The organism is Ruegeria sp. AD2(2025), assembly GCF_056542385.1.
Genome location: NZ_JBQFZS010000010.1, coordinates 30576 through 54319, shown reverse-complemented (window position 1 = coordinate 54319; position 23744 = coordinate 30576). Strand labels below are relative to the sequence as shown.

At 61.5% G+C, this 23744-nt stretch carries 22 protein-coding genes and 2 tRNA genes; 13 read left to right on the top strand and 11 right to left on the bottom strand.

The window, feature by feature from the left end; genetic code table 11:
* The first annotated feature begins 46 nt into the window (after positions 1-46).
* The 5 genes from ACR1XV_RS17405 to ACR1XV_RS17385 all read left to right on the top strand — a co-directional run bounded on the left by ACR1XV_RS17405 (position 47) and on the right by ACR1XV_RS17385 (position 5709).
* Entirely contained in the window at positions 47-1330 is a 1284-nt protein-coding gene (locus ACR1XV_RS17405; protein ID WP_480533642.1) for an ABC transporter substrate-binding protein, read from the top strand.
* A gap of 109 nt (positions 1331-1439) precedes the next feature.
* Positions 1440-2273, top strand: coding sequence for an ABC transporter ATP-binding protein (locus tag ACR1XV_RS17400; protein ID WP_480533640.1), 834 nt, complete (start codon positions 1440-1442; stop codon positions 2271-2273).
* Between the two features lie 19 nt (positions 2274-2292).
* Entirely contained in the window at positions 2293-3510 is a 1218-nt protein-coding gene (locus tag ACR1XV_RS17395; protein WP_480533638.1) for a phenylacetate--CoA ligase family protein, read from the top strand.
* A gap of 103 nt (positions 3511-3613) precedes the next feature.
* On the top strand, positions 3614-5278 hold the full coding sequence (locus tag ACR1XV_RS17390; protein WP_480533636.1) for an ABC transporter permease: 1665 nt from the start codon (positions 3614-3616) through the stop codon (positions 5276-5278).
* Between the two features lie 80 nt (positions 5279-5358).
* On the top strand, positions 5359-5709 hold the full coding sequence (locus ACR1XV_RS17385) for a DUF2794 domain-containing protein (RefSeq protein WP_480533634.1): 351 nt from the start codon (positions 5359-5361) through the stop codon (positions 5707-5709).
* Here the strand turns inward: ACR1XV_RS17385 and ACR1XV_RS17380 are convergent.
* The 3 genes from ACR1XV_RS17380 to ACR1XV_RS17370 form a co-directional block, all read right to left on the bottom strand.
* Positions 5706-6443: a C40 family peptidase gene (locus tag ACR1XV_RS17380; RefSeq protein ID WP_480533632.1), complete on the bottom strand. Its 738-nt coding sequence runs from the start codon at positions 6441-6443 to the stop codon at positions 5706-5708. The genes ACR1XV_RS17385 and ACR1XV_RS17380 overlap by 4 nt on opposite strands.
* Positions 6440-7822 carry a leucyl aminopeptidase family protein gene (locus tag ACR1XV_RS17375; RefSeq protein WP_480533630.1) on the bottom strand — a complete coding sequence of 461 codons (1383 nt, stop codon included), beginning with the start codon at positions 7820-7822 and terminating at the stop codon, positions 6440-6442. The genes ACR1XV_RS17380 and ACR1XV_RS17375 overlap by 4 nt, the downstream gene beginning before the upstream one ends.
* A gap of 64 nt (positions 7823-7886) precedes the next feature.
* Positions 7887-8276, bottom strand: a complete 390-nt coding sequence (locus ACR1XV_RS17370; protein ID WP_480533869.1) for a hypothetical protein — start codon at positions 8274-8276, stop codon at positions 7887-7889.
* Positions 8277-8419: 143 nt separating this feature from the next.
* On the opposite strand from ACR1XV_RS17370, the gene ACR1XV_RS17365 reads away from it, so the two are divergent.
* Both ACR1XV_RS17365 and ACR1XV_RS17360 read left to right on the top strand, forming a co-directional pair.
* Positions 8420-9070 carry a carbonic anhydrase gene (locus tag ACR1XV_RS17365; RefSeq protein ID WP_480533627.1) on the top strand — a complete coding sequence of 217 codons (651 nt, stop codon included), beginning with the start codon at positions 8420-8422 and terminating at the stop codon, positions 9068-9070.
* A gap of 104 nt (positions 9071-9174) precedes the next feature.
* A complete protein-coding gene (locus ACR1XV_RS17360) occupies positions 9175-9711 on the top strand; it encodes an SRPBCC family protein (RefSeq protein WP_480533625.1) in 537 nt (178 codons plus the stop codon).
* 58 nt (positions 9712-9769) lie between these two features.
* Here the strand turns inward: ACR1XV_RS17360 and ACR1XV_RS17355 are convergent, their stop codons facing one another.
* From ACR1XV_RS17355 to ACR1XV_RS17340, 4 genes are all read right to left on the bottom strand, one after another.
* Positions 9770-10918 (bottom strand): acyltransferase family protein, encoded by a 1149-nt coding sequence (locus ACR1XV_RS17355; protein WP_480533867.1) that lies wholly within the window; start codon positions 10916-10918, stop codon positions 9770-9772.
* Between the two features lie 211 nt (positions 10919-11129).
* Positions 11130-12152: an aspartate-semialdehyde dehydrogenase gene (locus tag ACR1XV_RS17350; protein WP_480533623.1), complete on the bottom strand. Its 1023-nt coding sequence runs from the start codon at positions 12150-12152 to the stop codon at positions 11130-11132.
* A 113-nt stretch (positions 12153-12265) separates the two neighbouring features.
* On the bottom strand, positions 12266-13300 hold the full coding sequence (locus ACR1XV_RS17345; RefSeq protein WP_480533621.1) for a glycosyltransferase family 4 protein: 1035 nt from the start codon (positions 13298-13300) through the stop codon (positions 12266-12268).
* Between the two features lie 16 nt (positions 13301-13316).
* A complete protein-coding gene (locus ACR1XV_RS17340; protein ID WP_480533619.1) occupies positions 13317-14489 on the bottom strand; it encodes an MFS transporter in 1173 nt (390 codons plus the stop codon).
* Positions 14490-14634: 145 nt separating this feature from the next.
* Here ACR1XV_RS17340 and ACR1XV_RS17335 point away from each other — a divergent pair, with 145 nt between their 5' ends.
* From ACR1XV_RS17335 to ACR1XV_RS17325, 3 genes are all read left to right on the top strand, one after another.
* On the top strand, positions 14635-15777 hold the full coding sequence (locus ACR1XV_RS17335; protein WP_480533617.1) for a DUF3095 domain-containing protein: 1143 nt from the start codon (positions 14635-14637) through the stop codon (positions 15775-15777).
* 151 nt (positions 15778-15928) lie between these two features.
* On the top strand, positions 15929-16363 hold the full coding sequence (hpaR, locus tag ACR1XV_RS17330; protein WP_480533615.1) for a homoprotocatechuate degradation operon regulator HpaR: 435 nt from the start codon (positions 15929-15931) through the stop codon (positions 16361-16363).
* A gap of 153 nt (positions 16364-16516) precedes the next feature.
* Entirely contained in the window at positions 16517-17407 is an 891-nt protein-coding gene (locus ACR1XV_RS17325; protein ID WP_480533613.1) for a helix-turn-helix transcriptional regulator, read from the top strand.
* 9 nt (positions 17408-17416) lie between these two features.
* Here the strand turns inward: ACR1XV_RS17325 and ACR1XV_RS17320 are convergent, their stop codons facing one another.
* Positions 17417-18628: a winged helix-turn-helix domain-containing protein gene (locus tag ACR1XV_RS17320; RefSeq protein ID WP_480533611.1), complete on the bottom strand. Its 1212-nt coding sequence runs from the start codon at positions 18626-18628 to the stop codon at positions 17417-17419.
* A 6-nt stretch (positions 18629-18634) separates the two neighbouring features.
* Entirely contained in the window at positions 18635-19660 is a 1026-nt protein-coding gene (locus ACR1XV_RS17315) for a LacI family DNA-binding transcriptional regulator (RefSeq protein ID WP_480533609.1), read from the bottom strand.
* Positions 19661-19775: 115 nt separating this feature from the next.
* Here ACR1XV_RS17315 and ACR1XV_RS17310 point away from each other — a divergent pair.
* Positions 19776-19852, top strand: a tRNA-Arg gene (locus ACR1XV_RS17310).
* A 158-nt stretch (positions 19853-20010) separates the two neighbouring features.
* Here the strand turns inward: ACR1XV_RS17310 and ACR1XV_RS17305 are convergent.
* A tRNA-Leu gene (locus ACR1XV_RS17305) sits at positions 20011-20097 on the bottom strand.
* Between the two features lie 188 nt (positions 20098-20285).
* Here ACR1XV_RS17305 and ACR1XV_RS17300 point away from each other — a divergent pair.
* Entirely contained in the window at positions 20286-21269 is a 984-nt protein-coding gene (locus ACR1XV_RS17300; protein WP_480533607.1) for a complex I NDUFA9 subunit family protein, read from the top strand.
* Here ACR1XV_RS17300 and ACR1XV_RS17295 read toward each other — a convergent pair whose 3' ends face one another.
* Positions 21270-22073 (bottom strand): undecaprenyl-diphosphate phosphatase, encoded by an 804-nt coding sequence (locus ACR1XV_RS17295; protein WP_480533605.1) that lies wholly within the window; start codon positions 22071-22073, stop codon positions 21270-21272.
* Positions 22074-22303: 230 nt separating this feature from the next.
* On the opposite strand from ACR1XV_RS17295, the gene ACR1XV_RS17290 reads away from it, so the two are divergent.
* Positions 22304-23737 carry an NAD(P)-dependent oxidoreductase gene (locus tag ACR1XV_RS17290; protein ID WP_480533603.1) on the top strand — a complete coding sequence of 478 codons (1434 nt, stop codon included), beginning with the start codon at positions 22304-22306 and terminating at the stop codon, positions 23735-23737.
* Positions 23738-23744 lie beyond the last annotated feature (7 nt).

Genomic DNA, 23744 nt, shown 5'->3' with positions numbered 1-23744 from the left:
CAAGCCCGAACCTCAACATCGGATCAATCAAGGGAGGAGACACCCGATGAAAACGAAACTGGCAACCATGGCGCTGGGCGCCCTGATGGCTGCAAGCCCCGCACTGGCGGATCTTGTGATCCCGGACCTCAGCTATCGCACGGGTCCATATGCGGCGGGCGGTATTCCGTTCTCGGATGGCTATAACGACTATTTCACCCTGCTGAACGAACGCGATGGCGGTATCGGCGGTGTTCCGGTTCGCGTGATCGAGTGTGAGACCGGCTATAACACCGAAAAAGGTGTGGAATGTTATGAATCCACCAAGGGCGAAGGCGCGCTGGTCTATCAGCCGCTGTCCACCGGGATTACCTATCAGTTGATCCCCAAAGTGACCGCAGATGGCATTCCGCTGCACACGATGGGCTATGGACGGACCTCGGCGGCAAACGGCAAGGTGTTCAGCAACGTGTTCAACTATCCGGCCAATTACTGGAACGGCGCGTCGGGTGCGATCAACTATCTGCTGGATGAAAACGGGGGTGACCTGAGTGGTAAGAAAATCGCGCTGGTCTATCACAACTCGGCCTATGGCAAAGAGCCGATCCGCACGCTGGAAATGCTGTCGGAAAAGCACGGCTATGATCTGACGCTGCTGCCGGTGGATCACCCCGGTCAGGAGCAGAAGTCGCAATGGCTGCAAATCCGCCGTGAAAAGCCCGACTATGTGGTCATGTGGGGCTGGGGCGTGATGAATCAGGTCGCAGTTCAGGAGGCCGCCAACATCCGCTTCCCGATGGAGAACTTCATCGGCGTCTGGTGGTCCGGTGCCGAGTTTGACGTGGAACCTGCAGGCGACAAAGCCACCGGTTATAAGGCGCTGACATTCACCGGTCTGGGTGATGACTATCCGGTCTATGACGATCTGCGCAAATACGTGGTCGATGGTGGCAAGGCAGCCGGTGCCGGTGACCAGTTGGGTGCCGTGCAGTACAACCGTGGCCTTTATGCAGCGATGCTTGCGGCCGAGGCGATCAAAACCGCGCAGGAAATGCACGGTGTGGCTGACATCACTCCGGCGATGATGCGGGACGGGATGGAAGCGCTCGAAATCACCAATGCCAAGATGGAAGGCCTCGGCATGGCCGGGTTCGGCCCTGAATTCTCGGTCTCGTGCGAAAACCACGGCGGCCCCGGTCTGGTCGGTGTCGTGCAGTGGGATGCGTCGACCGGAACCTGGAATAGCATTCAGGAGTTCAAGCCGACCGACGCCGAGGTGATCGGCCAACTGATTGCAGAAGATTCCGCAGCCTACGCCGCTGAGAACAACATCTCGTCGCGCTGCGAATAAGCACAAGCGCCCCGGTTCGACCCCGGGGCGCCCCAAGAACCCGAAGCGGCGGGTCATCTGCCGCTTCTTATAAACCGCCCCGGGTGGGCAGGCATGAGGACACGCGCTGATGCTGGATGCGGCACAAACCACAGATGTGCAGGCGGAAACCCTGCTCGAGGTCAACAATATCGAGGTGATCTACAACCACGTGATCCTCGTGCTGAAAGGCGTCAGCCTGACCGTGCCCAAGGGTGGCATCACGGCGCTGCTGGGCGGCAATGGTGCAGGCAAGACCACGACGCTGAAGGCGGTGTCGAACCTGCTGCATTCGGAACGGGGTGAAGTCACGAAGGGCTCGATCAAGTATCGCGGCCAGAGTGTACACGAAAGCGATCCTGCCGATCTGGTGCAGAAGGGCGTTATTCAGGTGATGGAGGGTCGTCACTGTTTCGAACACCTCACGGTCGAGGAAAACCTGCTGACCGGTGCCTACACCCGCAAGGATGGCAATGCCGCGGTCCAGCAGGATCTGGAACTGGTTTACAATTATTTCCCGCGCCTGAAGGAACGCCGCCGTAGCCAGGCGGGCTATACCTCGGGCGGGGAACAGCAGATGGTGGCGATGGGCCGGGCGCTGATGTCGCGGCCCGAGACGATCCTGCTGGACGAACCCTCGATGGGTCTGGCCCCGCAGCTGGTCGAAGAGATTTTCGGCATCGTGAAGGACCTGAACGAGAAAGAAGGCGTATCCTTCCTGTTGGCCGAGCAGAACACAAATGTGGCTCTGAGATTTGCCCATTACGGCTATATTCTGGAATCGGGCCGCGTGGTGATGGATGGCCCGGCCGCCGAATTGCGCGAAAACCCGGACGTTAAGGAGTTTTACCTCGGCATGTCGGACGAAGGCCGCAAGAGCTTTCGCGACGTGCGCTCATACCGCCGCCGCAAGAGATGGCTGTAAGCGGATGGAGGATCTTTCGATGACCTATTTCGACAAGCTTGAAACCCGTTCCGCCGACGAACGCGCTGCCGATCACGCGCGCGCGTTGCCGGCCCAGATTGCACGGGCGCAATCGGCCCCCGGCTATGCGGATATCCTGACGGGCATTGACGCGGCTGCGGTGACCAGCGCCGAGGCTTTGGCCAAACTGCCGGTGTTGCGCAAGTCCGATCTGACGCAGGCGCAGGGCACGCGGCCTCCGTTCGGTGGTTTCACCGTCAAGCCCGCGCGGCATTTCCAGCATGTGTTCCAGTCACCGGGCCCGATCTATGAACCGGGCAGCACCGATCACGACTGGTGGCGCATGGGGCGGTTTCTGAACGCCGCCGGGGTGGGTCCGGGTGACATCGTGCAGAACTGTTTCGGCTATCACCTGACCCCGGCGGGCATGATCTTTGAAAGCGGCGCGCAGGCCGTTGGCGCGGCTGTGCTGCCCGCAGGCACCGGCCAGACCGAGTTGCAGGTGACCGCCGCCCGCGACGTGGGCTGTTCCGCCTATGCGGGCACACCGGATTACCTGAAAATCATCCTCGACAAGGCGGATGAGATGGGCGTTGCCCTGCAATTCGCAAAGGCTGTGGTTGGCGGTGGCGCTCTGTTCCCGTCGCTGCGCCAGGAATATGCGGACCGCGGCATCGCCTGCCTGCAATGCTATGCTACCGCCGATCTGGGCAACATCGCCTATGAAAGCCCCGCGATGGAAGGAATGATCCTCGACGAACATGTCATCGTCGAGATCGTCACCCCCGGCACTGGCACCCCCGTGGCCCCAGGAGAGGTAGGTGAGGTTGTGGTGACCACGCTCAACCCCGATTACCCGCTGATCCGCTTCGCCACGGGCGATCTGTCGGCGATCATGCCCGGAACCTCCCCCTGTGGGCGCACCAACCTGCGCATCAAGGGCTGGATGGGCCGCGCCGATCAGACCACCAAGATCAAAGGCATGTTTGTCCGCCCCGAACAGGTGGCTGCGCTGGTCGACAAGCATGATGAGATCGTCAAGGCGCGCGTCATTGCCGCCCGGCAGGGTGAGATGGACACCATGACCGTCCAGATCGAAAGCCCCAGCAGCAATGATGGCGTTTACGCCAAATCCGTAGTCGAGGTGCTGAAACTGAAAGGCGCGATCGAGGTTGTGGCCCCCGGCTCTCTGCCCAAGGATGGTTTGGTGATCGAGGATCAGCGCGTCTACGAGTGATCCGCGCGCGCCCTGTGACGCAGATTTGTGGCGCGGCCCACTGGCTTTTCCTAGCGTTTTGGTCGATTAAGGGCCGAACCTTGAGGGATGTCAGGCACAGGCCATGACCGAGATCGAATATTCGGAACACGGAACCCGCAATCGCGGCGCGCTGGGCACCCGGCTGGTGGGTGGCGTGGCCTATGTGGTGGCTGCGGCCTGTCTGTTGCCGATGGTTGCGGTGGTGCTGGCGGCGGTGACAGGCGGAACCGATACGATTTCGCACCTGTTAGAGACTGTTTTGCCCGGCTACACGGCCACCACGCTGATCCTTGTGGTTCTGGTTGCCGCCGGAACATTCTCGATCGGCACCGGGGCGGCGTGGCTGGTCACGATGACCAAATTCCCCGGGGTCCGGTTTCTTGAGATCGCTCTGGTCCTGCCGCTGGCTTTCCCGGCCTATGTGCTGGCCTATGCCTATACGTTCATTCTGGATCATCCCGGCATCGTGCAAACGACGCTGCGCGAGGTGACGGGCTGGGGTCCGCGCGACTATTGGTTCCCCGAGATACGCTCGACCGAGGGCGCGGCGGTGATGCTGATCCTGGTGCTGTATCCTTATGTCTACCTGCTGGCCCGTGCGGCCTTTCTGCAGCAAAGCGCCACCGCCTTTCTGGCGGCGCGCGCGCTGGGCAACAATCCGTGGTTGGCGTTCCGGCGGGTGTCGCTGCCGATGGCGCGCCCGGCCATTGCAGGCGGTGTGCTGCTGGCGGTGATGGAGACCATCGCCGATTTCGGCACCGTCTCGTATTTCGGGGTGCAGACCTTTGCCACAGGCATCTACACCAGCTGGTTTTCCATGGCTGACCGCGCGGCGGCGGCGCAGCTGGCGCTGTGCCTGCTGGGCTTTGCGCTGGTCATGGCCGTGGCGGAACGAACCCAGCGCGGCAAGGCGAAGTATTATCAGGCGGGCAAGCGTCACACGGTTATGCCCGCTGCGCAGCTGAAAGGCTGGCAGTCGCTGGCGGCGTTCCTGCTGTGTGCCATTCCGGTGCTGTTCGGGTTCCTGCTGCCCGTGGTGATCCTTGTGCAGATGGGGCTGGAATCCGAGCAGAACCTGCTGTCAAAGCGCTATATCGGGTTCATCCGGAATTCACTGACGCTGGCCGGGACCGCAGCGGTGATCACCGTCTGCGCCGCCGTTTCGGTCGGGTTTTTTCAGCGTTTGCGCCCCGGGCGCGGCTCGGCCACGGCGGCTTATCTGGCGCGGCTGGGCTATGCGGTACCGGGCGGCGTGATCGCGGTGGGGCTGATCGTGCCCTTTGCCGGGTTCGACAATGCTCTGGACGCTTGGATGCGGCAGACGTTTGATATCTCGACCGGGCTGCTGGTGACTGGCTCGATCTGGTTGCTGATCGCGGCTTATATGGTGCGGTTTCTGGCCGCCGCGCTCAGCGCCTACGAGGGTGGCCAAAGTACCGTGCATGCCAACATGGATGCTGCCGCGCGGTCGTTGGGGCAGACGCCCCTTGGCACGTTGCGCCGGGTGCATCTGCCGATCCTGACGCCATCGCTGCTGACCGCGTTGCTGATCGTCTTTGTCGATGTGATGAAGGAACTGCCCGCAACCTTGATCATGCGGCCGTTCAATTTCGACACGCTGGCGGTGCAGGCCTACCGTCTGGCCTCGGACGAACGGCTTGAAGGTGCTGCGGTGCCATCGCTGGTCATTCTGGCCGTGGGGCTGCTGCCGGTGATCCTGATCTGCCGTCAGGTCGGACGCCGGTAACCGCGCACGGCGGTTCAAAAATACCACACCGCGTTTGCGCCGGACTTGATTCAAAAGCCAATTCCGGCAAGGCTTGTTCCATGAACATGCAGCCTCCCAGCCGGTTCGGGTCCGGCTCTGCCCAGATGCCGGTCGCGTTTGACCGGCGCGAGATGTCTCATATCCTGTCAGTCTATGGCCGAATGGTCGCCGCCGGGGAATGGCGCGACTACGGGATTTCGAACCTGCGCGACATGGCGGTGTTTTCGATCTTCCGCCGCACGGCTGAACACCCGATCTATCGCGTCGAGAAGCACCCCCGCCTGCGGCTGCGTCAGGGGATGTATTCGGTGGTCGGGATGGACGGACGCATCCTGAAACGCGGCCACGACCTGCGGGCGGTACTCAGGGTGCTTGAGCGCAAGCTGATCCGTTCGGTTGACCTTGATTAGAGCCGTTTATGTGATGTGACCGGCCCGTCCCCTTGCGCTGCGATGCGGGCGATTGCCTGATCCATCGGCTCGAGCGCGACGGCCATGTGGTAGGCATTGGCGTGCAGCAGTAGGTTCTCGGCGGCGACCCAGGCGACATGGCCTTTCCAGAACAGCAAATCCCCGCGTTGCGGCGGTGCGCCCGGCGGGACAAGCGTGCCGACCTCGCGTTCCTGATCGCCGCTGTCTCCGGGGCAGGGGATGCCACAGGCCAGAAGCACCGCCTGCACCAGACCGGAACAATCCAGCCCGAACCGGCTGTTGCCACCCCATAGGTACGGCGTGCCCAGAAAAAGCTGCGCAGCGGCCACCGGATCGGTCAACCGTGTATCGACAGGCATCGCATGGACCGCAGGGATGAAGCCCAGGGCGGTTTCCAGAAATCCGTCCCGCTCGGACAGTGACCGGATTTTGCTGCCGAAACTCAGCGAGACCTGATCGGCGCTTTTCATATTGGGGGTCGCATAGGCATGGGTCGCGGCTGCTGCGATCCAATGGGTCGGTGGCTCAATCGGGCCCAGATGGTCCGAGACGACCCAGCCGGTATATCCGTCCTTTGCCGATACAACCCGGCTGCAGCCGTCTTGTGTATCGGTCACCGAGACGGTGTCGCCGAACAGCAGCTGCCGGTCTCGCGGCCCGTCGGGCTGGCGCAGCAGGTTGACGACCGGATTGATGATCTGCGCTTGACTCACAGGTTCAGAATCTCGGGCAATGCGGCCAGCAGGGCGCGGGGGCCCTGGCCCAAGCCGCCCTTGCTGCGTCCCGGTTCTTTGCTGCGTTGCCAGGCGTAGATGTCGAAATGCATATACCGGCTATCACCGGCAAAACGACGCAGGAACAGCGCCGCGGTGATCGAGCCCGCAAACCCGCCCGCAGGCGCATTGTCCAGATCGGCGATACCCGGTTCGATCATCGTCTCGTAAGGATCGTGAAACGGCATCCGCCAAACCGGGTCGGCGGCGGGATGGGCCGCGCGCGCCAAGGCCTCGGCGGCGCTGTCGTCATCGGTGTAGAACGGGGCCAGATCAGGCCCCACCGCCACCCGCGCCGCGCCGGTCAGCGTGGCCATCGAGATCACCAGATCAGGTCCGCCCTCATCCGCAAGCGCCAGTGCATCGGCCAGCACAAGACGCCCTTCGGCATCGGTGTTGTTGATCTCGACCGTCAGGCCGTTGCGGGCGGTCAGGATGTCGCCGGGGCGGAAGGCATTGCCTGCCACCGCGTTTTCCACCGCCGGGATCAGCACCCGCAGCTGGAGGTTCAGCCCCAGCTTCATGATCATCTGCGCCAGCCCCAGCACATTGGCCGCGCCGCCCATGTCCTTTTTCATAAGGCCCATCGACGCGCCGGGTTTCAGGTTCAGCCCGCCCGTGTCGAAACAGACGCCCTTGCCCACCAGCGTCAGCTTTGGCCCGCTGTTGCCCCAGTTCAGCTCGATCAGACGCGGCGCTTGGGCAGCGGCGCGCCCGACCGTGTGGATCATCGGAAAGTTCTGGTCCAGCAGGGCGTCTCCGGTGATGACGGAACAGCGCGCGCCGCAGTCCTCGGCCAAAGTCTCGGCTGCGATCTGCAGCTGTTCCGGCCCCATATCCGAGGCTGGCGTGTTCACCATATGCCGGATCAGCAGTTCTGCATTGGCCATCGTCTCGACCCGCGCCGCGTCGATGCCATCCGGTGCGACCAGCCGCGCCTTGGCCGCAGCGCCGGGGGCGTAACGGTCAAAGACATAGCCCGTCATCAACCACCCGAAACACTCGGCCTCAAGCACCTCGGCCGACACACCAGAGGCGATGCGATAGGTGCCCTCGGGCAGGGCTTCGGCCGCTGCTGCCAGCGGGAAGCGTTTGCGCGCGCGCTTAGCTGCGCTGCCATAGCCCGCAAGCGCAGCCTCTGGTGCGCCGTCACGGCCGGGCAGCAGCAGTACCTGACCCAGCGCGGCGGCAAAGCTGCTGGCTGCGACCCAAGCCTGAATGCGGTCGGGCTGATCCGCCAGCCAGTCGGCAAGGTCGGCTTGGTCCAGCACATAAAGCGGCAGCGCGGGGTCGGAGGGCGGGGCGAAGGACAGGGTCATGGGCGTCTCGGGCTGGTTCAGATCGCGCCCAGACTAGCCGCCTATGATCCGCCCGCAACCCCCCTCAGACCGAAAGGTCCTGCTGATCCCAAACCGCCGTCAGCGAGCGCTCGCCGACCCGGATCAGACGCCCCAGCGTGGCCCCGGTGGCCACAGCATCGCCGTAATCCACCGTATGGGCCACATCGCCCGCCACGCGGGCCAGCGCCGTCATCCCGACCTGATCGGCAATCGCCACCAGAGATTTCGCGCATTTGCGCAACCCCGGCCAGTCGCGCTGTCGCCAAAACCGTTCGCAGTTCGACAGGCGCAGCGCCAGTTCCTCGACCGTGCGGCACAGCACGTCCAGCGCGTTGGTGTCGCCCAGCTGATGATACAGGCTGCTGAGCCGGTCCGGGTCCAGCCGCACGGATTCTTTCTGTTCAAGCGTGATAATCTTGTCCACCACATTCACCCCATTCGTCATGCCCCCACGGCACAGGGCCACCCTGCCACCGGATACCTTTGCAATTCCTTGCGTTGCAGGGGGATAATGTCTCGAATTTTGTGCGAATTCGGGTTACAGAGCGGATCAGTCAAGATCACAGGGGCATCACAATGAACTTCGCCAAACCTTTGCCGAACTATCTGGTGAAACGGTATCACGGCTGGAAAGCGACGACCTATTCGGAAAATCAGGTCTGGTACCGGCGGCTGGCGACCGAAGGGCAACGCCCCCGCGCGATGGTGATTTCCTGCTGTGACAGCCGGGTGCATGTGACCTCGATGTTCGGGGCGGATCAGGGCGACTTCTTCATCCACCGCAACATCGCCAATCTGGTGCCGCCCTATCTGCCGGACGGTGATCACCACGGCACCAGCGCAGCCATCGAATATGCGGTGACCGCACTGAAAGTGGCACATCTGATCGTTCTGGGCCATTCCCAATGTGGCGGCGTGCAGGGCTGCATCGATATGTGCAAGGGGCAGGCCCCGCAGTTGGAGAACAAGGACAGTTTCGTCGGGCGCTGGATGGATATCCTCAAACCGAAATACGAACTGGTTGCCGATGTCGAGGACAGCACCGAGCAGGCCCGCCAGTTCGAACGTCACGCCGTCGTTGCCTCGCTGGAAAATCTGATGACTTTCCCGTTCGTATCATCGGCCGTCGAAGATGGCGCGCTGAGCCTGCATGGCCTGTGGACCGATATCGGCGAGGGCGGGCTGGAATGCTACGACCCGGCTGAGAAGAAATTCGTCACGGTCTGAGCGGGCCTCTGCCTGCCCATTTTGGAATGACGCGGATCAGCCCTCTGATTTCGCGTCATTTTTTGTTATGATCACGGTGTCGTTATTGGAATCGGATCATACTCATGCGATTGATTAAACGGATTTTTGTCACTCTGATCGTGGTTGTTGCAACGCTGGTCGCGGTGTCCTACCTGCTGCCCGGCAAGGCCGAAGTGTCGCGTAGCATCACCATCGACGCACCGCCGGCTGCCATCTTTCCCTACGTGAATTCGATGCAGGAAACCGAGAAATGGTCACCCTGGCTGTCCCGCGACCCCGAAACCAAACTGTCCTATAGCGGCCCCGAGGCCGGGGTCGGAAACACCCTGAACTGGAGTTCCGAGCATCCGCAGGTCGGGACCGGATCGCAGGAAATCGTCGAAAGCGTGCAGGACCAGCAGGTCAGGACGGCGCTTGATTTTGGTCCGATGGGCCAAGCCTCGGCCTCGTTCGTGCTGCAGCCCGAAGGTGGTGCCACCCAGGTCACCTGGGGGTTCACATCCGATCTGGGCCTGAACCCGATGTCGCGCTGGATGGGGCTGATGATGGATAAATGGGTCGGTGGAGATTACGAGCGCGGGCTGGATAACCTGAAAGCGGTGGTTGAAGGGCAGGGGTGATCTGACCAAGGCCGACGGATCGTCGTGACGTAGACAAACGCAACTACCGAAAGACTGTTCAGGACCGCTGGCGGATATGAGCAGGCGGGGCCATGAGTCGTTTTCGTATGGCTCGCCCAGCGGGCTTTTCCAGCCATTTGTTGGCCAGAACAGCCGTTGCAATGGAGACTGCAACGTAGATCGGCAGGGTTGCCATACTGTTTGCAAAGGCGCGGCTGCCGTCGAACATCAGATCAGCCACCAGAAGTGCAGACATCTGCAGCGGCACGTGAACAAGGTAGAGGCTGTAGCTGATATCGCCGACAACCGTCACCCGTTTTCCTGATCTCGGCGCGATCCGATCCAGCGCTACAAAGAAGCACAGGATTGCAACGGAAGTGCCGGGAACAATCAGGAAATGGTGCCCGGACGCGATGCCAAGAGCCACAAGCGCGGCACCAAGCAGAATGATCAGGATTGCTCGGAGTGGTCTGTCATAAGGCCTAAGCGCATACAGAACGGAGCCCAGGAAAAAATACCCGCCACATTCGAATACCAGATCCGAAACATACCACAGCCCGCCCGGCCGAAGCGCGAACCAGCACCAGAAAAAAGCGCTCAGAAGCAGGGGAACCCCAAGCGGGAATCGTCGGATCATTGTCAGGGCAAAGAAGAACAGGACATAGATGAAGATTTCGGCCGATACCGACCAGATCGGCCCGTTAAAGCTCAGCCCCCACGAGAATGTGGGCCAGTTCGACGACATGAACAGCTGCAAGACAAAGTGAAACAGGTCATTATTGCCGTAGACCTGCCAGTGCCCGACCATCTTCAGGCTGAACCATTGCAGCAATGCAACGTAGATCAGGGTGCAAAAATGGAGCGGATATAGCCTTGCAAAGCGGGCTACTCCGAACTCGCGGGCGGTTGTCTTGCGCGTAAGATAGACATGCGCGAACACAAATCCGGATATCAGCCAGAACAGCTCGACGGCATTGGCTGCCCAATGGCTGTACAGCGGCTCAAGGATGGCGGCATAAGGAAACGTGCCGATGGGCGGGATAGACGGGCGATCAAGGGCGTCGGCCAGATAGAAATGGTGGTAGTGGAATATCACCACAGCAAGGGCGGCGACGCCTCGCAAAAAATCGACCCAAACAAAATGCTGAATTCGTGAATTGGCAGGATTCAAATGGTTGCAGCCCTCGGTTCGTGTAATCGCACGCATTGCCACCAAAACCCGGCCTCACGACCAACGTTTCGCTAACTGCAGATCAATCGATCGCAGGGTTGCATTCTATTTCGGTCGATACAAGGTTTTTCCAGCTGACATCAGAGCGGCCCGTTCAGCCGTTTTTTCCGGATCAATGCACCCGCAAAAGCAAGAACCCCGCCACGGGGGGCGGGGTTCAGGGCGTTCGGTCCGGCGGTTGTGCCGGTTAGCCCTTTTTCAAAACCTCACGGCCCAGCAATTCAGCGATCTGTACCGCGTTCAGGGCAGCACCCTTGCGCAGGTTGTCCGACACACACCACAGGTTCAGGCCGTTCTCGATGGTCGAATCCTGACGGATGCGGCTGATGAAGGTGGCGAAGTCGCCCGCGCATTCGATGGGCGAGACGTAGCCACCGGGTTCACGCTTGTCGATCACCATGATGCCCGGCGCTTCGCGCAGGATATCGCGGGCCTCGTCTTCGTCCAGGAATTCCTCGAACTCGATATTCACGGCCTCGGAATGGCCGACAAAGACCGGAACGCGGACGCAGGTTGCGGTGACCTTGATCGACGGGTCGACGATCTTTTTGGTCTCGACAACCATCTTCCACTCTTCCTTGGTCGAGCCGTCTTCCATGAAGACATCGATCTGCGGAATGACGTTGAAGGCGATCTGTTTCTGGAATTTCTTCGGCTCAACCTCGGTGGTGGGGTTGTAAACCGCTTTGGTCTGATCCCAAAGCTCATCCATGCCCTCTTTACCGGCACCGGAAACCGACTGATAGGTCGAGACAACCACACGCTTGATCTTCGCACGATCATGCAGCGGCTTCAGCGCAACAACCATCTGCGCGGTCGAGCAGTTGGGGTTCGCGATGATGTTCTTGTTCTTGTAGTCGTGGATCGCCTGCGGGTTACATTCCGGCACGATCAGCGGGATATCCGGGTCATAGCGATAAAGCGACGAGTTATCGATCACAACGCAACCCGCCGCGGCCGCCTTGGGCGCGTAGACCTTGGTTGCGTCCGAGCCGATGGCAAACAGCGCCATGTCCCAGCCGGTGAAATCAAAGGTATCGATGTCCTGGGTTGTCAGTGTCTTGTCGCCAAAGCTTACTTCTGTCCCCAGCGAACGACGGCTTGCCAGCACGGCAAGTTCATCGACCGGGAACTGGCGTTCCGCCAGAATGTTCAGCATTTCGCGGCCCACGTTACCCGTGGCGCCGGCGACAACGACGCGATAGCCCATTTCATGTCTCCAAAGTTAAGGACGCGCGTTCATAGCCGCGTTGCGGCCAAGAAAAAAGAGGCGTTTCGGCTTATTTCACCCCGTCACACCGATTTGACGCAGTTCAGAACCGTTCAGGGTTGTTTCAGCAAGGATCGATAAACCTCGACGATGGCCTGTGCTTCGCCTTCGATTCGAAAATTCTGTTCGACATGGACGCGGGCGGCCTGTCCGGCGGATGCCAGCGCGGCGCGATCCTGCAGCATATCCTCCAGCGCAGCGGCCAGCGCCGGGGCGTTGTCCTTTTCGACCAATCGCCCCGTCTCGCCATCCTTGATCTGCGCGCTGAACGCGCCGACCCCATGGCAAGCAATCGCGGGCACGCCCGAGGCCATCGCCTCAAGCGGGGTCAGGCCGAACCCTTCGTGACGCGCAGGGGCCACGAAAAGATCGAGCGCGCGATAGGTCTCGACAATTTCATCCCACGGTCGTTCGCCCAGAAAATGCACGCGATCGCCAAGGCCTGCGTCTTGCAGCTTTTGTTCCTGTTCGGCCTGAAATGCTTCAAACTCCTTGGTGGTGCGCCCGGTGAAGATTACATGAGCGTCCGGGTGATGGGGCAGGACCTCTAAGGCAGCTTCCACCAGCAAATCGACGCCTTTCTGGGGGCGGATGCGGCCAAAGCAGCCGATCAGAAGGCCATCGGGCAGGCCAAGCTTCTGGCGCAGGGCGTGCTTGTCTTCGGCGGGGTGGAACAGTTCGGTATTCACCCCATGCATGATGACGGTTGCGGGATGTTCCAGAAACGAGGCCGCCTGCGGGGTCGTTGCAATCAGCGCGTCCATCTTACGGATCAGCCCTTTGGTGAACCCGGAATGATCCCGTTGCGCGGCAGAGGTAAACAGCAGTTTGTAGTTGCGCCGAAACACCGTGCGCAGGATCAGCCCCATCAGCATCTCGGTATTACGCCGCGCATGCCAGACCCGTTTGCGATTGGGCAGAAACAGCAATTTCCAGAGCCTAATATGGGGCAAATCATCCGGAAGGCCGGGGCCTGTGGCGCGGATACGTATCATCTTTTCCTGTATCGGCAGCAGCCGGACCACGGTGGTTGTCACGCCCGACAGGGAATGCTTCAGATTGGGTGCGATGACCTCGATATCCTGCACGGGTTTCTCCAATCCATCAGTCGACGCTGTCCCGACTGAATAGATAGATCACGCAACCAATGGCAAGGGTGGCGGCGAAAAAGCCAAAGATCGCGGTATAGGGCGCGGCGGGGCTGATCCCGGCGCTGGCGGCATGGATGCGTCCGGTGGCAAACTGCGCCAGCCCTACGCCGCCGATGCCGAAAAGATTCAGCAGCGTGACGCCCCGGCCCACCAGATGCGCCGGAATAAACGCGCGCCCATGGGCCATGATGACCGGAAAACTGGCCCCCAGAAATCCGATCACCGCCAGCAGCAGGACGGACATCCAGACGCCGCCGTCGATCCGCAGGCACAGCAGTCCCAACGCAGCGGCGCCAAGGGCGTTGCCACCGAAGATCACCCATTTGCGGGTCCCCAGAACGCGGTCCAGCGGCCCATAACAGAACGTGCCCGCGATCATCGCAGCCCCCATGATCAACGTCGCCTGCCCGATCTGCGTGGTGCTGAGGTCAAACACATCGCGCAGATACGGCCCGGCCCAAAGCCCCCGCAAGGCGGCCGAGGGGGCATAGGCCACCAGCATCAGCGGCAGAATCGCCCACAAGGCGGGTTCTTTCAGAAGATCCAACACCGATCCCTTGTGTTCGGTCTCGACCCGTTTTGGATCATGCACCGACAGCCAGATCCCTGCCGCTACCACGCCCGAGATGATTGCAAGCCCCGCCAGCGTCGCGCGCCAGCCCATCAGTTCGACCGCCAGTGCGGTGGGGTACGAGGCGACCAGATTGCCCACAGACCCCACACCCAGCATTACTGCGGCAAGTGTGGCGAACTTGGCAGGCGGGAACTCTCGGGCGAATATGTAGTAGGACGCCATCAGCACAGGCGAGCATCCGACCCCGATCAGCGCCATGGCCAGCGCCACATGGACCGGCGTGGTGGCCAGCGCGAACAAGGTCGCCCCGCCCCCGCCCCCGGTCAGCAGCAGTACGGCAGAGCTGCGCCGGGGTCCGACCCGGTCCAGCGCCCAGCCCACCGGGATCTGCATTGCGGCAAAGACCAGAAACCAAAGGCCCGAAGCAAAGGCGAGATCTTCGGGCGTCGCCCCGATGTCCCGGCCCAGATCGGTGGTCAGGACGGCCAGAAAGGCGCGGAAAAACTGGCTGAGGACGTAAGCCAGACACAAGATCACCAATCCTGCCTGCATCTGCCTTATCCCCTTCTCAATGATCTGCGCAGATGCTTGGCACGTCGCGCTGTTCCGCACAAGCGGTCGGGCGGTGACGATTGGGCAGGACATTCTTCACATTTGGGCTATCTTCAAAGCAGATTTAAGATTTTCAGAGAGCAACATGACCGCTTTAGACTCTGTTTTTTACGATTCTGTCCCTGTTTCAGACAACTTCCTGAGCCTCAGCAACCCGGCGCAATTCACCCCCTTGCCCGAGACATGGGTGCTGGGCGTGGCTGATATCGTGGACTCGACCGGAGAGATCGCGCGCGGTCGCTACAAGACTGTCAACATGGTCGGGGCTGCCGTGATCTCGGGCATGATCAACGCGTTGGGCGGGCGCGTGTTTCCCTATGTCTTCGGTGGCGACGGGGCCGGGTTTGCGGTGCCGGGCGAGGATGTCGGGGTTGCGCAGGAAACGCTGGCTGCGCTGCAAAGCTGGGCCGAGGCCGAGTTTGCCATCTCCCTGCGAGCGGCGCTGGTTTCGGTGTCTGACATCCGCGCTGCCGGGCGCGACCTGCGAGTGGCCCGATACGCGCCCTCAGCCGGGGTCGACTATGCCATGTTCTCGGGTGGCGGGCTGGCCTGGGCCGAGGCGGAGATGAAATCCGGGCAGTTCACCATCCCGCCAGCAGGCCCCGAGGCGCAGCCTGATCTGACCGGCCTGTCCTGCCGATGGTCCAACAGCCCCACGCGGCACGGTCGGATCGTGTCACTGGTGATACAACCAGATTCAGGCTCTAACGAGGCTGAATTTGCGTCCTTGACCCAATCTATCTTGTCCGTCGCCGAAGGGTTGGAACGTGCCGGGCACCCGGTTCCGGCCAAGGGACCGCCGATGAGCTGGCCTCCGCCCGGTGTCGATATCGATGCGCATGTGTCCCGGGCCGGCCGAAACCTGTTGGCACAGAAGATAAGGCTGACGATCGGCAATATGCTGATCGGGCTGCTGTTCAAAACCGGGATGCGGCTGGGGCAGTTCGAGCCGGACCACTACAAAGAGATGGTCAGTCGTAACGCCGATTTCCGCAAGTTCGATGACGGGCTGAAAATGACACTGGATTGCGACCCGGCCACTCTGGAACAGATCACCCGGATGCTGGAAGACGCGCAGGCGCAAGGCAAGATCCGCTATGGCCTGCACGCCCAGCAAGAGGCGATGATGACCTGCTTTGTCCCCTCGGCCATGCGCGATGATCATGTGCATTTCGTCGATGGGGCCTCGGGCGGATATGCGCAGGCCGCCGCGGCGATGCGCGGCTAGGGCTGTTGCTCTTGGTTCCGGCTTCCGGCACCGGACATGGCGCTGTTTTTTGGTCCTGCCAGTTACCCGGGTCCGTCGGTGTCTAATCGGGCTTCGGGCGGCGATTTCAGCAAAAACTTGCGAAATATATGAAATTGCGCGAAAATTCATCATGGCAGACAACTTACCATTGATGTCCCGTTCGTTGCCGATTGCGCTGCTGCGCGCGCGTGAGCGGGTGATGGGGCCGATCCGGGGCGTGCTTGCCAATGCGGGTGTGACCGAGCAGCAATGGCGCGTGCTGCGCGTCCTGCAGGAGGAAGGCCCGCAGGAGCCGACCCGGATTGCCGAGCGTGCCTGCCTGCTGTTGCCAAGCCTGACCCGAATCCTGAAAAACCTTGAAGACAAGAAGCTGATCGTCAGGCGCCCGGACCTGAAGGATCGCCGCCGCCAGATCATTGAAATCAGCGAAGACGGGCTGGCGATTATTCGCGCGAATCTGTCCTCCATCGTCGAGCTTGCGGATCAGACGCGGACAACGCTGGGGCCGGATCGGCATGAGATGCTGCTGGATCTGTTGAACGAGCTTCACTTGATGGAGCCCTAGCAGAGCGCGCGAGGCGGGCTCTGACATGGTGTCTTTCAGGGACAATGACCGGTTGCGCGGCGTCCCGGTTCGGGAGGCCTTGCCAAAATCCGTTGCCCGCGCGGGTTCGGCGTCGTACTTTGTGCATTATTTTACACAGACGGTCTGATCGAGATGGATGCGTCCAAGCCACCGGCCCCTGCCAAGGGGGTCGACCTGCATGACCTGAGCGCCCGCGTCGGTGCCCGGGTCCGGCGTGCCCGGCAGATGCGGGGCATTCCGCGCCGGGTGCTGTCGGAAAGCTCGGACGTTTCGCCGCGCTATCTGGCGCAGCTTGAGGCGGGGGAGGGCAATATCTCGATCGGGCTGCTGCAGCGGGTGGCGCAGGCGCTCGACTGCAAGGTCGAGTGGCTGATCGGCGAGGAAGATCCCTGGGATTCAGATGCCTTGCAGGTGGCCGAACTGTACCGGCAGGCCAGCGCCGAGGTTAAAGGCGCGGTGATGGACGCCCTGCGCCCACAGCCGGGCGGCGATGCCCGGGCTCATCGGATCTGCCTGATCGGCCTGCGCGGGGCCGGAAAATCGACGCTGGGCGCGCAGCTTGGGGACGCCCTTGGCCTGCCCTTCGTCGAACTGACTGCCCGGATTGAAGAGATGGCCGGTATGCCCCTGTCCGAGGTGATGGCCTTTTATGGTCAGGACGGCTATCGCAACCTCGAAGCGCAGGCACTGGACCGGGTGATTGCCTCGCATGACCGGCTGGTGCTGGCGGTAGCCGGCGGCATTGTGGCCGAGCCCGCGACCTATACGAACCTGCTCAACCGGTTTCATACGATCTGGCTGCGTGCCTCGCCGTCCGAGCATATGGACCGCGTGCGGGCGCAAGGCGATGAACGCCCCATGGCCGGAAATCCCGAGGCGATGGAGCAGCTCAAGTGCATTCTGGCCAGCCGCGAGGCGCTGTATGGCCGCGCGGATGCCCAGCTGGATACATCGGGCCGGTCGGTTGAGGTTTCTCTGACAGAGCTGCGGCAACTGGTGCAGCAGCAGGGCTTTCTGGACTGAAATAAGGCTCTATTTCGAGGTTTTCAGCCAGTCATTGGCGAATTCGACATCCTGCAGCCCCGCAAACCGAGATACCCGGTCCAACTCGGCCTGTAGCCGCTTTGTGCGCGCGTCGGACCAGCGCAGCCTGCGCTCGGGCCAGAGTGCGCGAACATGCAGCACGCCCCGGTCCCGCTGCGCTTTCATGTCGATCCGCCCGATCAGCCGGTCGCCTTCCAGCAGCGGGAAGACGTAGTAGCCATAGATGCGCTTGGGCTCGGGCACAAAGACCTCGATCCGGTAGTGAAAGCCAAACAGCCGCTCGGCCCGGTTGCGGTCACGCAGCATCGGGTCAAACGGGCTCAGTACTCTGATCCGCCCGGGGGCCGCATCCAGGGCCTGCGCCTCGTCACAGAGGCCGGGGCGGGCAAACACCTTCCGTTCTTTCCCATCGGCGCAATCTATGACGATTTCTTCGATATCGCCCCGTATTAGAGCCTGTTCGCACCATATTTTCGCCTCAGCCGCGCTGATCGTATCCCAAAAGGCCGCCAATTCGCCCGAGGTCGCAAATCCCAAACGATCCAGCGCCGCGTTGCACAGCCAATCCGTGGTGGCCTCGGCATCACAGTCCCCACCGGGGCACAGATGCGCGTCGATCACCCGTTCGGTCAGGTCATAGCGCTTCTGGAACCCATCGCGCCCGACAACCGTCAGCGCGCCGGACCGCCACAGATATTCCAGCGCCGTTTTGGACGGGTGCCAGTCCCACCAACCGCCCGAGCCCTTCTTTTCGTCCTTGCCTACATCGGATGATCCGACCGGCCCATGGTCGCGGATATGCTGTAGGACGGTTGCGAATTTCCGTTCAAACCCATCGCGCCGCCAGTTCTTCCAGCGCGCTTTCAGCATTTCAGCATCGCGCAGAAACCGCAGATGCCAGTGGCGGTAGAACTCCATCGGGATCATCGCGGCGTCATGAGTCCAATGCTCGAACAGCGCCCGGTCATGTTCATAAAGTCGTTTGAGGTGGCGCGCGCGATAGCTGGGCCTGCGCGCATAGAGGATCATGTCATGGGCCCGCGCAACGGTGTTGATACTGTCAAGCTGAACGAACCCCAGACGGTGGATCAACTGTGACAGGTCCTCACCCTTTGAACCGCCCGAGGGCTGTTCCAGCAGCGCGTGGCGATCCATGAACAGGGCCCGCGCGGCGCGATTGTCCAGACGTTGCAGGGCCATCGCGCGTCAGCGCCGTTTCAACGTGTCGCCAAAGCTGATCTTGGGGGTCAGGGTCACGCGGGTTTCGGCCTCGGTGTTCGGATCGGCCAGTTTCGCCGCGATGATCTGGGCCGCAGTGCGCCCGATCTCGGTTCGGCAGGCATCCATCGTGGCCAGTTTGCGCGGCAGCCCCTGCAGCAGTTCAACATTGTTGAACCCGGCCAAGCCAATCTGACCGGGCACATCAATCCCCTGATCCAACAGGTACAACAACCCGCCCGCACCGATCATATCGTTGGAATAATACAGAAAATCCAACTCGGGCGAGCGTTCCAGCATTGCCTGCGTCATCTCTCGCCCCTTGGCCAGCGCCGAGCCGCCCGAGTAGAATTCGCGATCCTCGATCTCGACCCCATGCTTGCCCAGTACCTCGGTGAACCCTTCGAACCGTTTCCGCGCACGGTGGTCCAGCGGCATCTTGGTGCCCATAAAGCCGATATGCTCGTACCCGGCCTTCAGGATCGCCTGCGCCATCTCGCGCCCGGCGCGGCGGTGCGAAATGCCCACCATCGCATCCACCGGCTTGCCGTCGGTATCCATGATCTCGACCACCGGAATACCGGCTGAATCCAGCATGGCGCGCGCAGCGTCGGAATGTTCCAGCCCCGCGATGATCACACCGGAAGGTCGCCACGAGAGCATCTCGTACAGCACCTTCTCTTCTTTCTCGGGCAGATAATCGGTGACGCCGACCACTGGCTGCAGCTCTGTGTCCTCTAACACCTGATTGATGCCGGTCAGCACCTCGGGGAAGACCATGTTCGACAGCGAGGGGATGATGACCGCCACCAGATTCACCCGGCTGGACGCCAGCGCGCCTGCGATCTTGTTGGGCACATATCCCAGCTCTTTCGCGGCGGCCAGAACGCGGGTTCTGGTGGCGTCCGAGACATCGCCGCGATTGCGCAGCACCCGGCTGACGGTCATTTCCGACACCCCGGACGCTTCCGAGACATCACGAAGGGTAAGCGGGCGTTTAGTTTCTGTTGTCACCGGGAATACCTGTATTGTTTGTCGGGGGGATGGTAGCGCGAACAGGGCAAGCTGTTCAACTGTTGTGCAAAGCCGATGACAAGCTGCAAAAACCCCGCTACAGAAAGCGATGCGCGGCCCCGTGGCTCAACTGGATAGAGCAGCCCCCTCCTAAGGGGCAGGTTGCAGGTTCGAATCCTGCCGGGGTCGCCAGGTTTTGCCCACGCAGCGGACCAATTTTTGTGGTTGCAGGTCGACCGTAATCGGAACTGCCACTGCCTTGAATGGAGTAAACCGCAGGCGATGGGCCTCAATCTAAACCCCGCACGGCACGCGCCGACAAAATCTGGCTCTGCATGTTTTTGGGGATATGGTGCCCAGGAGAGGACTCGAACCTCCACGTCCATACGGACACTAGCACCTGAAGCTAGCGCGTCTACCAATTCCGCCACCTGGGCAGGTGTCGTGGAGGGGCGTTTAAGCCCACAGAAGGGGGGCGTCAACCGGATTCGGGCAGTTTTCGGAAAAGTTTTTTTGCGACACGCACTCGGCACGGTTTTTCGGACCCGCGCGGCGTTATTGCGCCTTGTTTGCCGGGCGCTTGGGCGGTAGATCGGATCAGGACCCAGACAGCAGGAGCGCCATCATGTCGAAACTGGTCACGATTTACGGTGGATCGGGCTTTGTCGGCCGTTATATCGCGCGCCGTATGGCCGCCGAAGGGTGGCGTGTGCGGGTGGCCGTGCGCCGCCCGAACGAGGCGATGTTTGTCAAAACCTACGGTGCCGTCGGACAGGTCGAGCCGATCCTGTGCAATATCCGCGATGATGCCTCGGTGGCGCAGGCGATGCAGGGCGCGCAAGCGGTGGTGAATTGCGTCGGTGTTCTGAATGAATTGGGCAAGAACGGGTTTAATGCCGTGCAGGCGGAAGGGGCCGAGCGGATCGCGCGTCTGGCCGCGGCGCAGGGCGTGGACCGGATGGTGCATATCTCGGCCATCGGCGCGGATGCAGAGTCTGACAGCGACTATTCGCGCACCAAGGCCGAAGGTGAGGCCGGCGTGCTGGCGCATATGCCCGATGCGGTGATCCTGCGACCCTCGGTCGTGTTCGGGCCCGAGGATCAGTTCTTCAACCGCTTTGCCGGGATGACCCGGACCAGCCCGTTCCTGCCTCTGGTTGGTGCCGATACGCGGTTCCAGCCGGTCTATGCCGACGATGTCGCGCAGGCCGCCGTGCTGGGTGCGATCGGGCAGGCGCAGCCGGGCGTGTATGAGCTGGGCGGCCCCGAGGCCAAAACCTTCCGCGCGCTGATGGAGCAGATGCTCGAGGTGATCCACCGCCGCCGCGTCATCATCGGGATGCCGTTCGTCGCTGCGAAGATCATGGCGGGCGTTCTGGATATTGCGAAATTCGTCAGCTTCCAGCTTTTCCCCAATTCCATCCTGACCCGCGATCAGTTGAAAAACCTGCGCCGGGACAATGTGGTGTCGGATGGGGCCAAGGGCTTTGCCGATCTGGGCATCGAGCCCGTGACGCTGGAATCGATCCTGCCGGAATATCTGTGGAAGTTCCGCCCGGCGGGTCAGTATGACGACATTCAGAACTCGGCCAGCAACCTGCGGACCTGATCAGCCATAGGCGATGATCAGCAGGACGATCCCCAGCACCACGCGGTAGATCACGTAAGGTGTGAAGCTGACGCTGCGCAGCAGGCGCATCATCAGGCTCAGCGCCAACAGGGCCGAGACAAAGGCGAACAGCGCCGCAATTGCGCCGTCGCGGGCCAGTTGCGCATCGGCCTGACGGATCACATCGACCGACAGCAGCGCGCCCGAGGCCAGAATGGTTGGGATCGACATCAGCATGGCCAGCCGCGCACCGTCTTCGCGGGTATAGCCCAACTGTCGCGCGCCGGTGATGGTGATGCCTGACCGAGACGTGCCTGGGATTAGCGCCAGCATCTGCCACAACCCCATGACCAGCGCGTCCCGCAGGCCCCAGTCGCTGGCTTGTTTGGTCTGCGGCCCTTTCTGGTCCATCCAGTAAAGGACCAGCCCAAAGACCAGCATCGCCCATCCGATCACCGCGACCGAGCGCAAGGCGTGGGTCAGCCCCGTGACATGCAGAACTGCGCCTACAACAATCGTGGGAAGAGTGGCCACGATCAGCCCCATCGCCAGCCGCGCCTGCGGGGTATCCAGCCGCCCGGCCAGCGCCTGCGGCACCCCCGCCAGCGCCTGTTTCACGTCAGCCCGGAAATACAGAACCACCGCGCCCAGCGTGCCCACATGCACCGCGACATCAATCGCCAACCCCTGATCTGCCATGCCCGTCAGGCGGGGCAGCAGGATCAGGTGACCTGAAGACGAAACCGGCAGAAACTCGGTTATGCCCTGGATGATCGCCACCAGAATCAACTGAAAAAGACTCATCTGCCCGTCCGCCCGGATACCGGTTATTCTTTGGCTTTAATGGGTATAAGCGCCATGACGGAAAGAAAAGTGCTCAAATAGGTCCGAATCGGAACTAAAAAAGCCCATAAAATTCTAAAACTTCGCTGCGAAGGTAAAGTTTCTTGGAAAAAGGTCAGTGTATCTGACTTTTCATCCAGAGCCGGTTCCCCTAAACAGGCCGGACCAAGCCAATTCATGGAGTCTGACCCGTGGCCAAGCAACCGATGCTGAAATTTGTGCAGATCGACCGTGTCATGCCGGAAAAGCGTGCCGCCGATGATCGCAGGGAAGACTTCGACGAAATCTATGCCGAGTTCGCAGCCGCAAAGGCCGAAGAACAGGCCAGCCGTTGCAGCCAATGCGGTGTGCCCTATTGCCAGTCTCATTGCCCGCTGCACAACAATATCCCCGACTGGCTGCGCCTGACCGCGACAGGCCGTCTGGAAGAGGCCTATGAGACCAGCCAGGCCACCAACACCTTCCCCGAGATCTGTGGTCGCATCTGCCCGCAGGATCGTCTGTGCGAAGGCAATTGCGTAATCGAACAATCCGGTCACGGCACGGTCACCATCGGTACGATCGAGAAATACATCACCGACACCGCGTGGGACAAAGGCTGGATCAAGCCGGTCGCACCGGGCGCTGAACGTAGCGAGAGCGTGGGCATCATCGGCGGCGGCCCCGGTGGTTTGGCTGCCGCGGATATGCTGCGCCGGGCGGGTATTCAGGTCACTGTCTATGATCGCTATGACCGCGCCGGAGGTCTGCTGATGTATGGCATCCCCGGCTTCAAGCTGGAAAAGGATATCGTGCAGCGCCGCAATGACCTGCTGGCCGATGGCGGCGTGACGTTCGAGCTGAATTGCGACGTCGACGCCACGAAATTCGAAGAAATTCGTGGCAAGCATGATGCGGTGATTATCGCCACTGGAGTCTACAAGTCCCGCGATCTGACCATGCCCGGCAGCGGGCTGGACGGGATCGAAAAGGCGATCGACTTCCTCACCGCCTCGAACCGCAAAAGCTTTGGTGACGCGGTGGAAGATTTCGACAATGGCCGTCTGAATGCGGATGGCAAGAAGGTCGTCGTCATCGGCGGCGGCGATACCGCGATGGATTGCGTGCGGACCTCGATCCGTCAGGGCGCGACCTCGGTCAAATGCCTGTACCGTCGTGACCGGGCCAATATGCCGGGCTCGCAGCGCGAGACGCAAAACGCCGAGGAAGAAGGCGTGATCTTTGAATGGCTCAGCGCGCCCAAAGGGTTCACTGGCGATGACAAGGTGACCGGCGTGATGGTGCAGAAGATGCGTCTGGGTCAGCCCGATGCCTCGGGCCGTCAGGCGCCTGAGGTGATCGAAGGCGCCGACTATGTTGAAGACGCCGATCTGGTGATCAAGGCTTTGGGTTTTGAGCCCGAAGACCTGCCCACCCTGTTCGGTCAGCCCGACCTGCCGGTAACCCGCTGGGGTACCGTCAAGGCGGCGTTCCAGACTGGTGAGACCGAGATGGAGGGCGTCTATGCCATCGGTGACATCGTGCGCGGGGCCTCTCTGGTCGTGTGGGCCATCCGCGATGGCCGTGACTGCGCCGATGCGATCATCGACCGGTTCAACGCCAAAGCGGCTGTTGCGGCCGAATAAGCCCAGC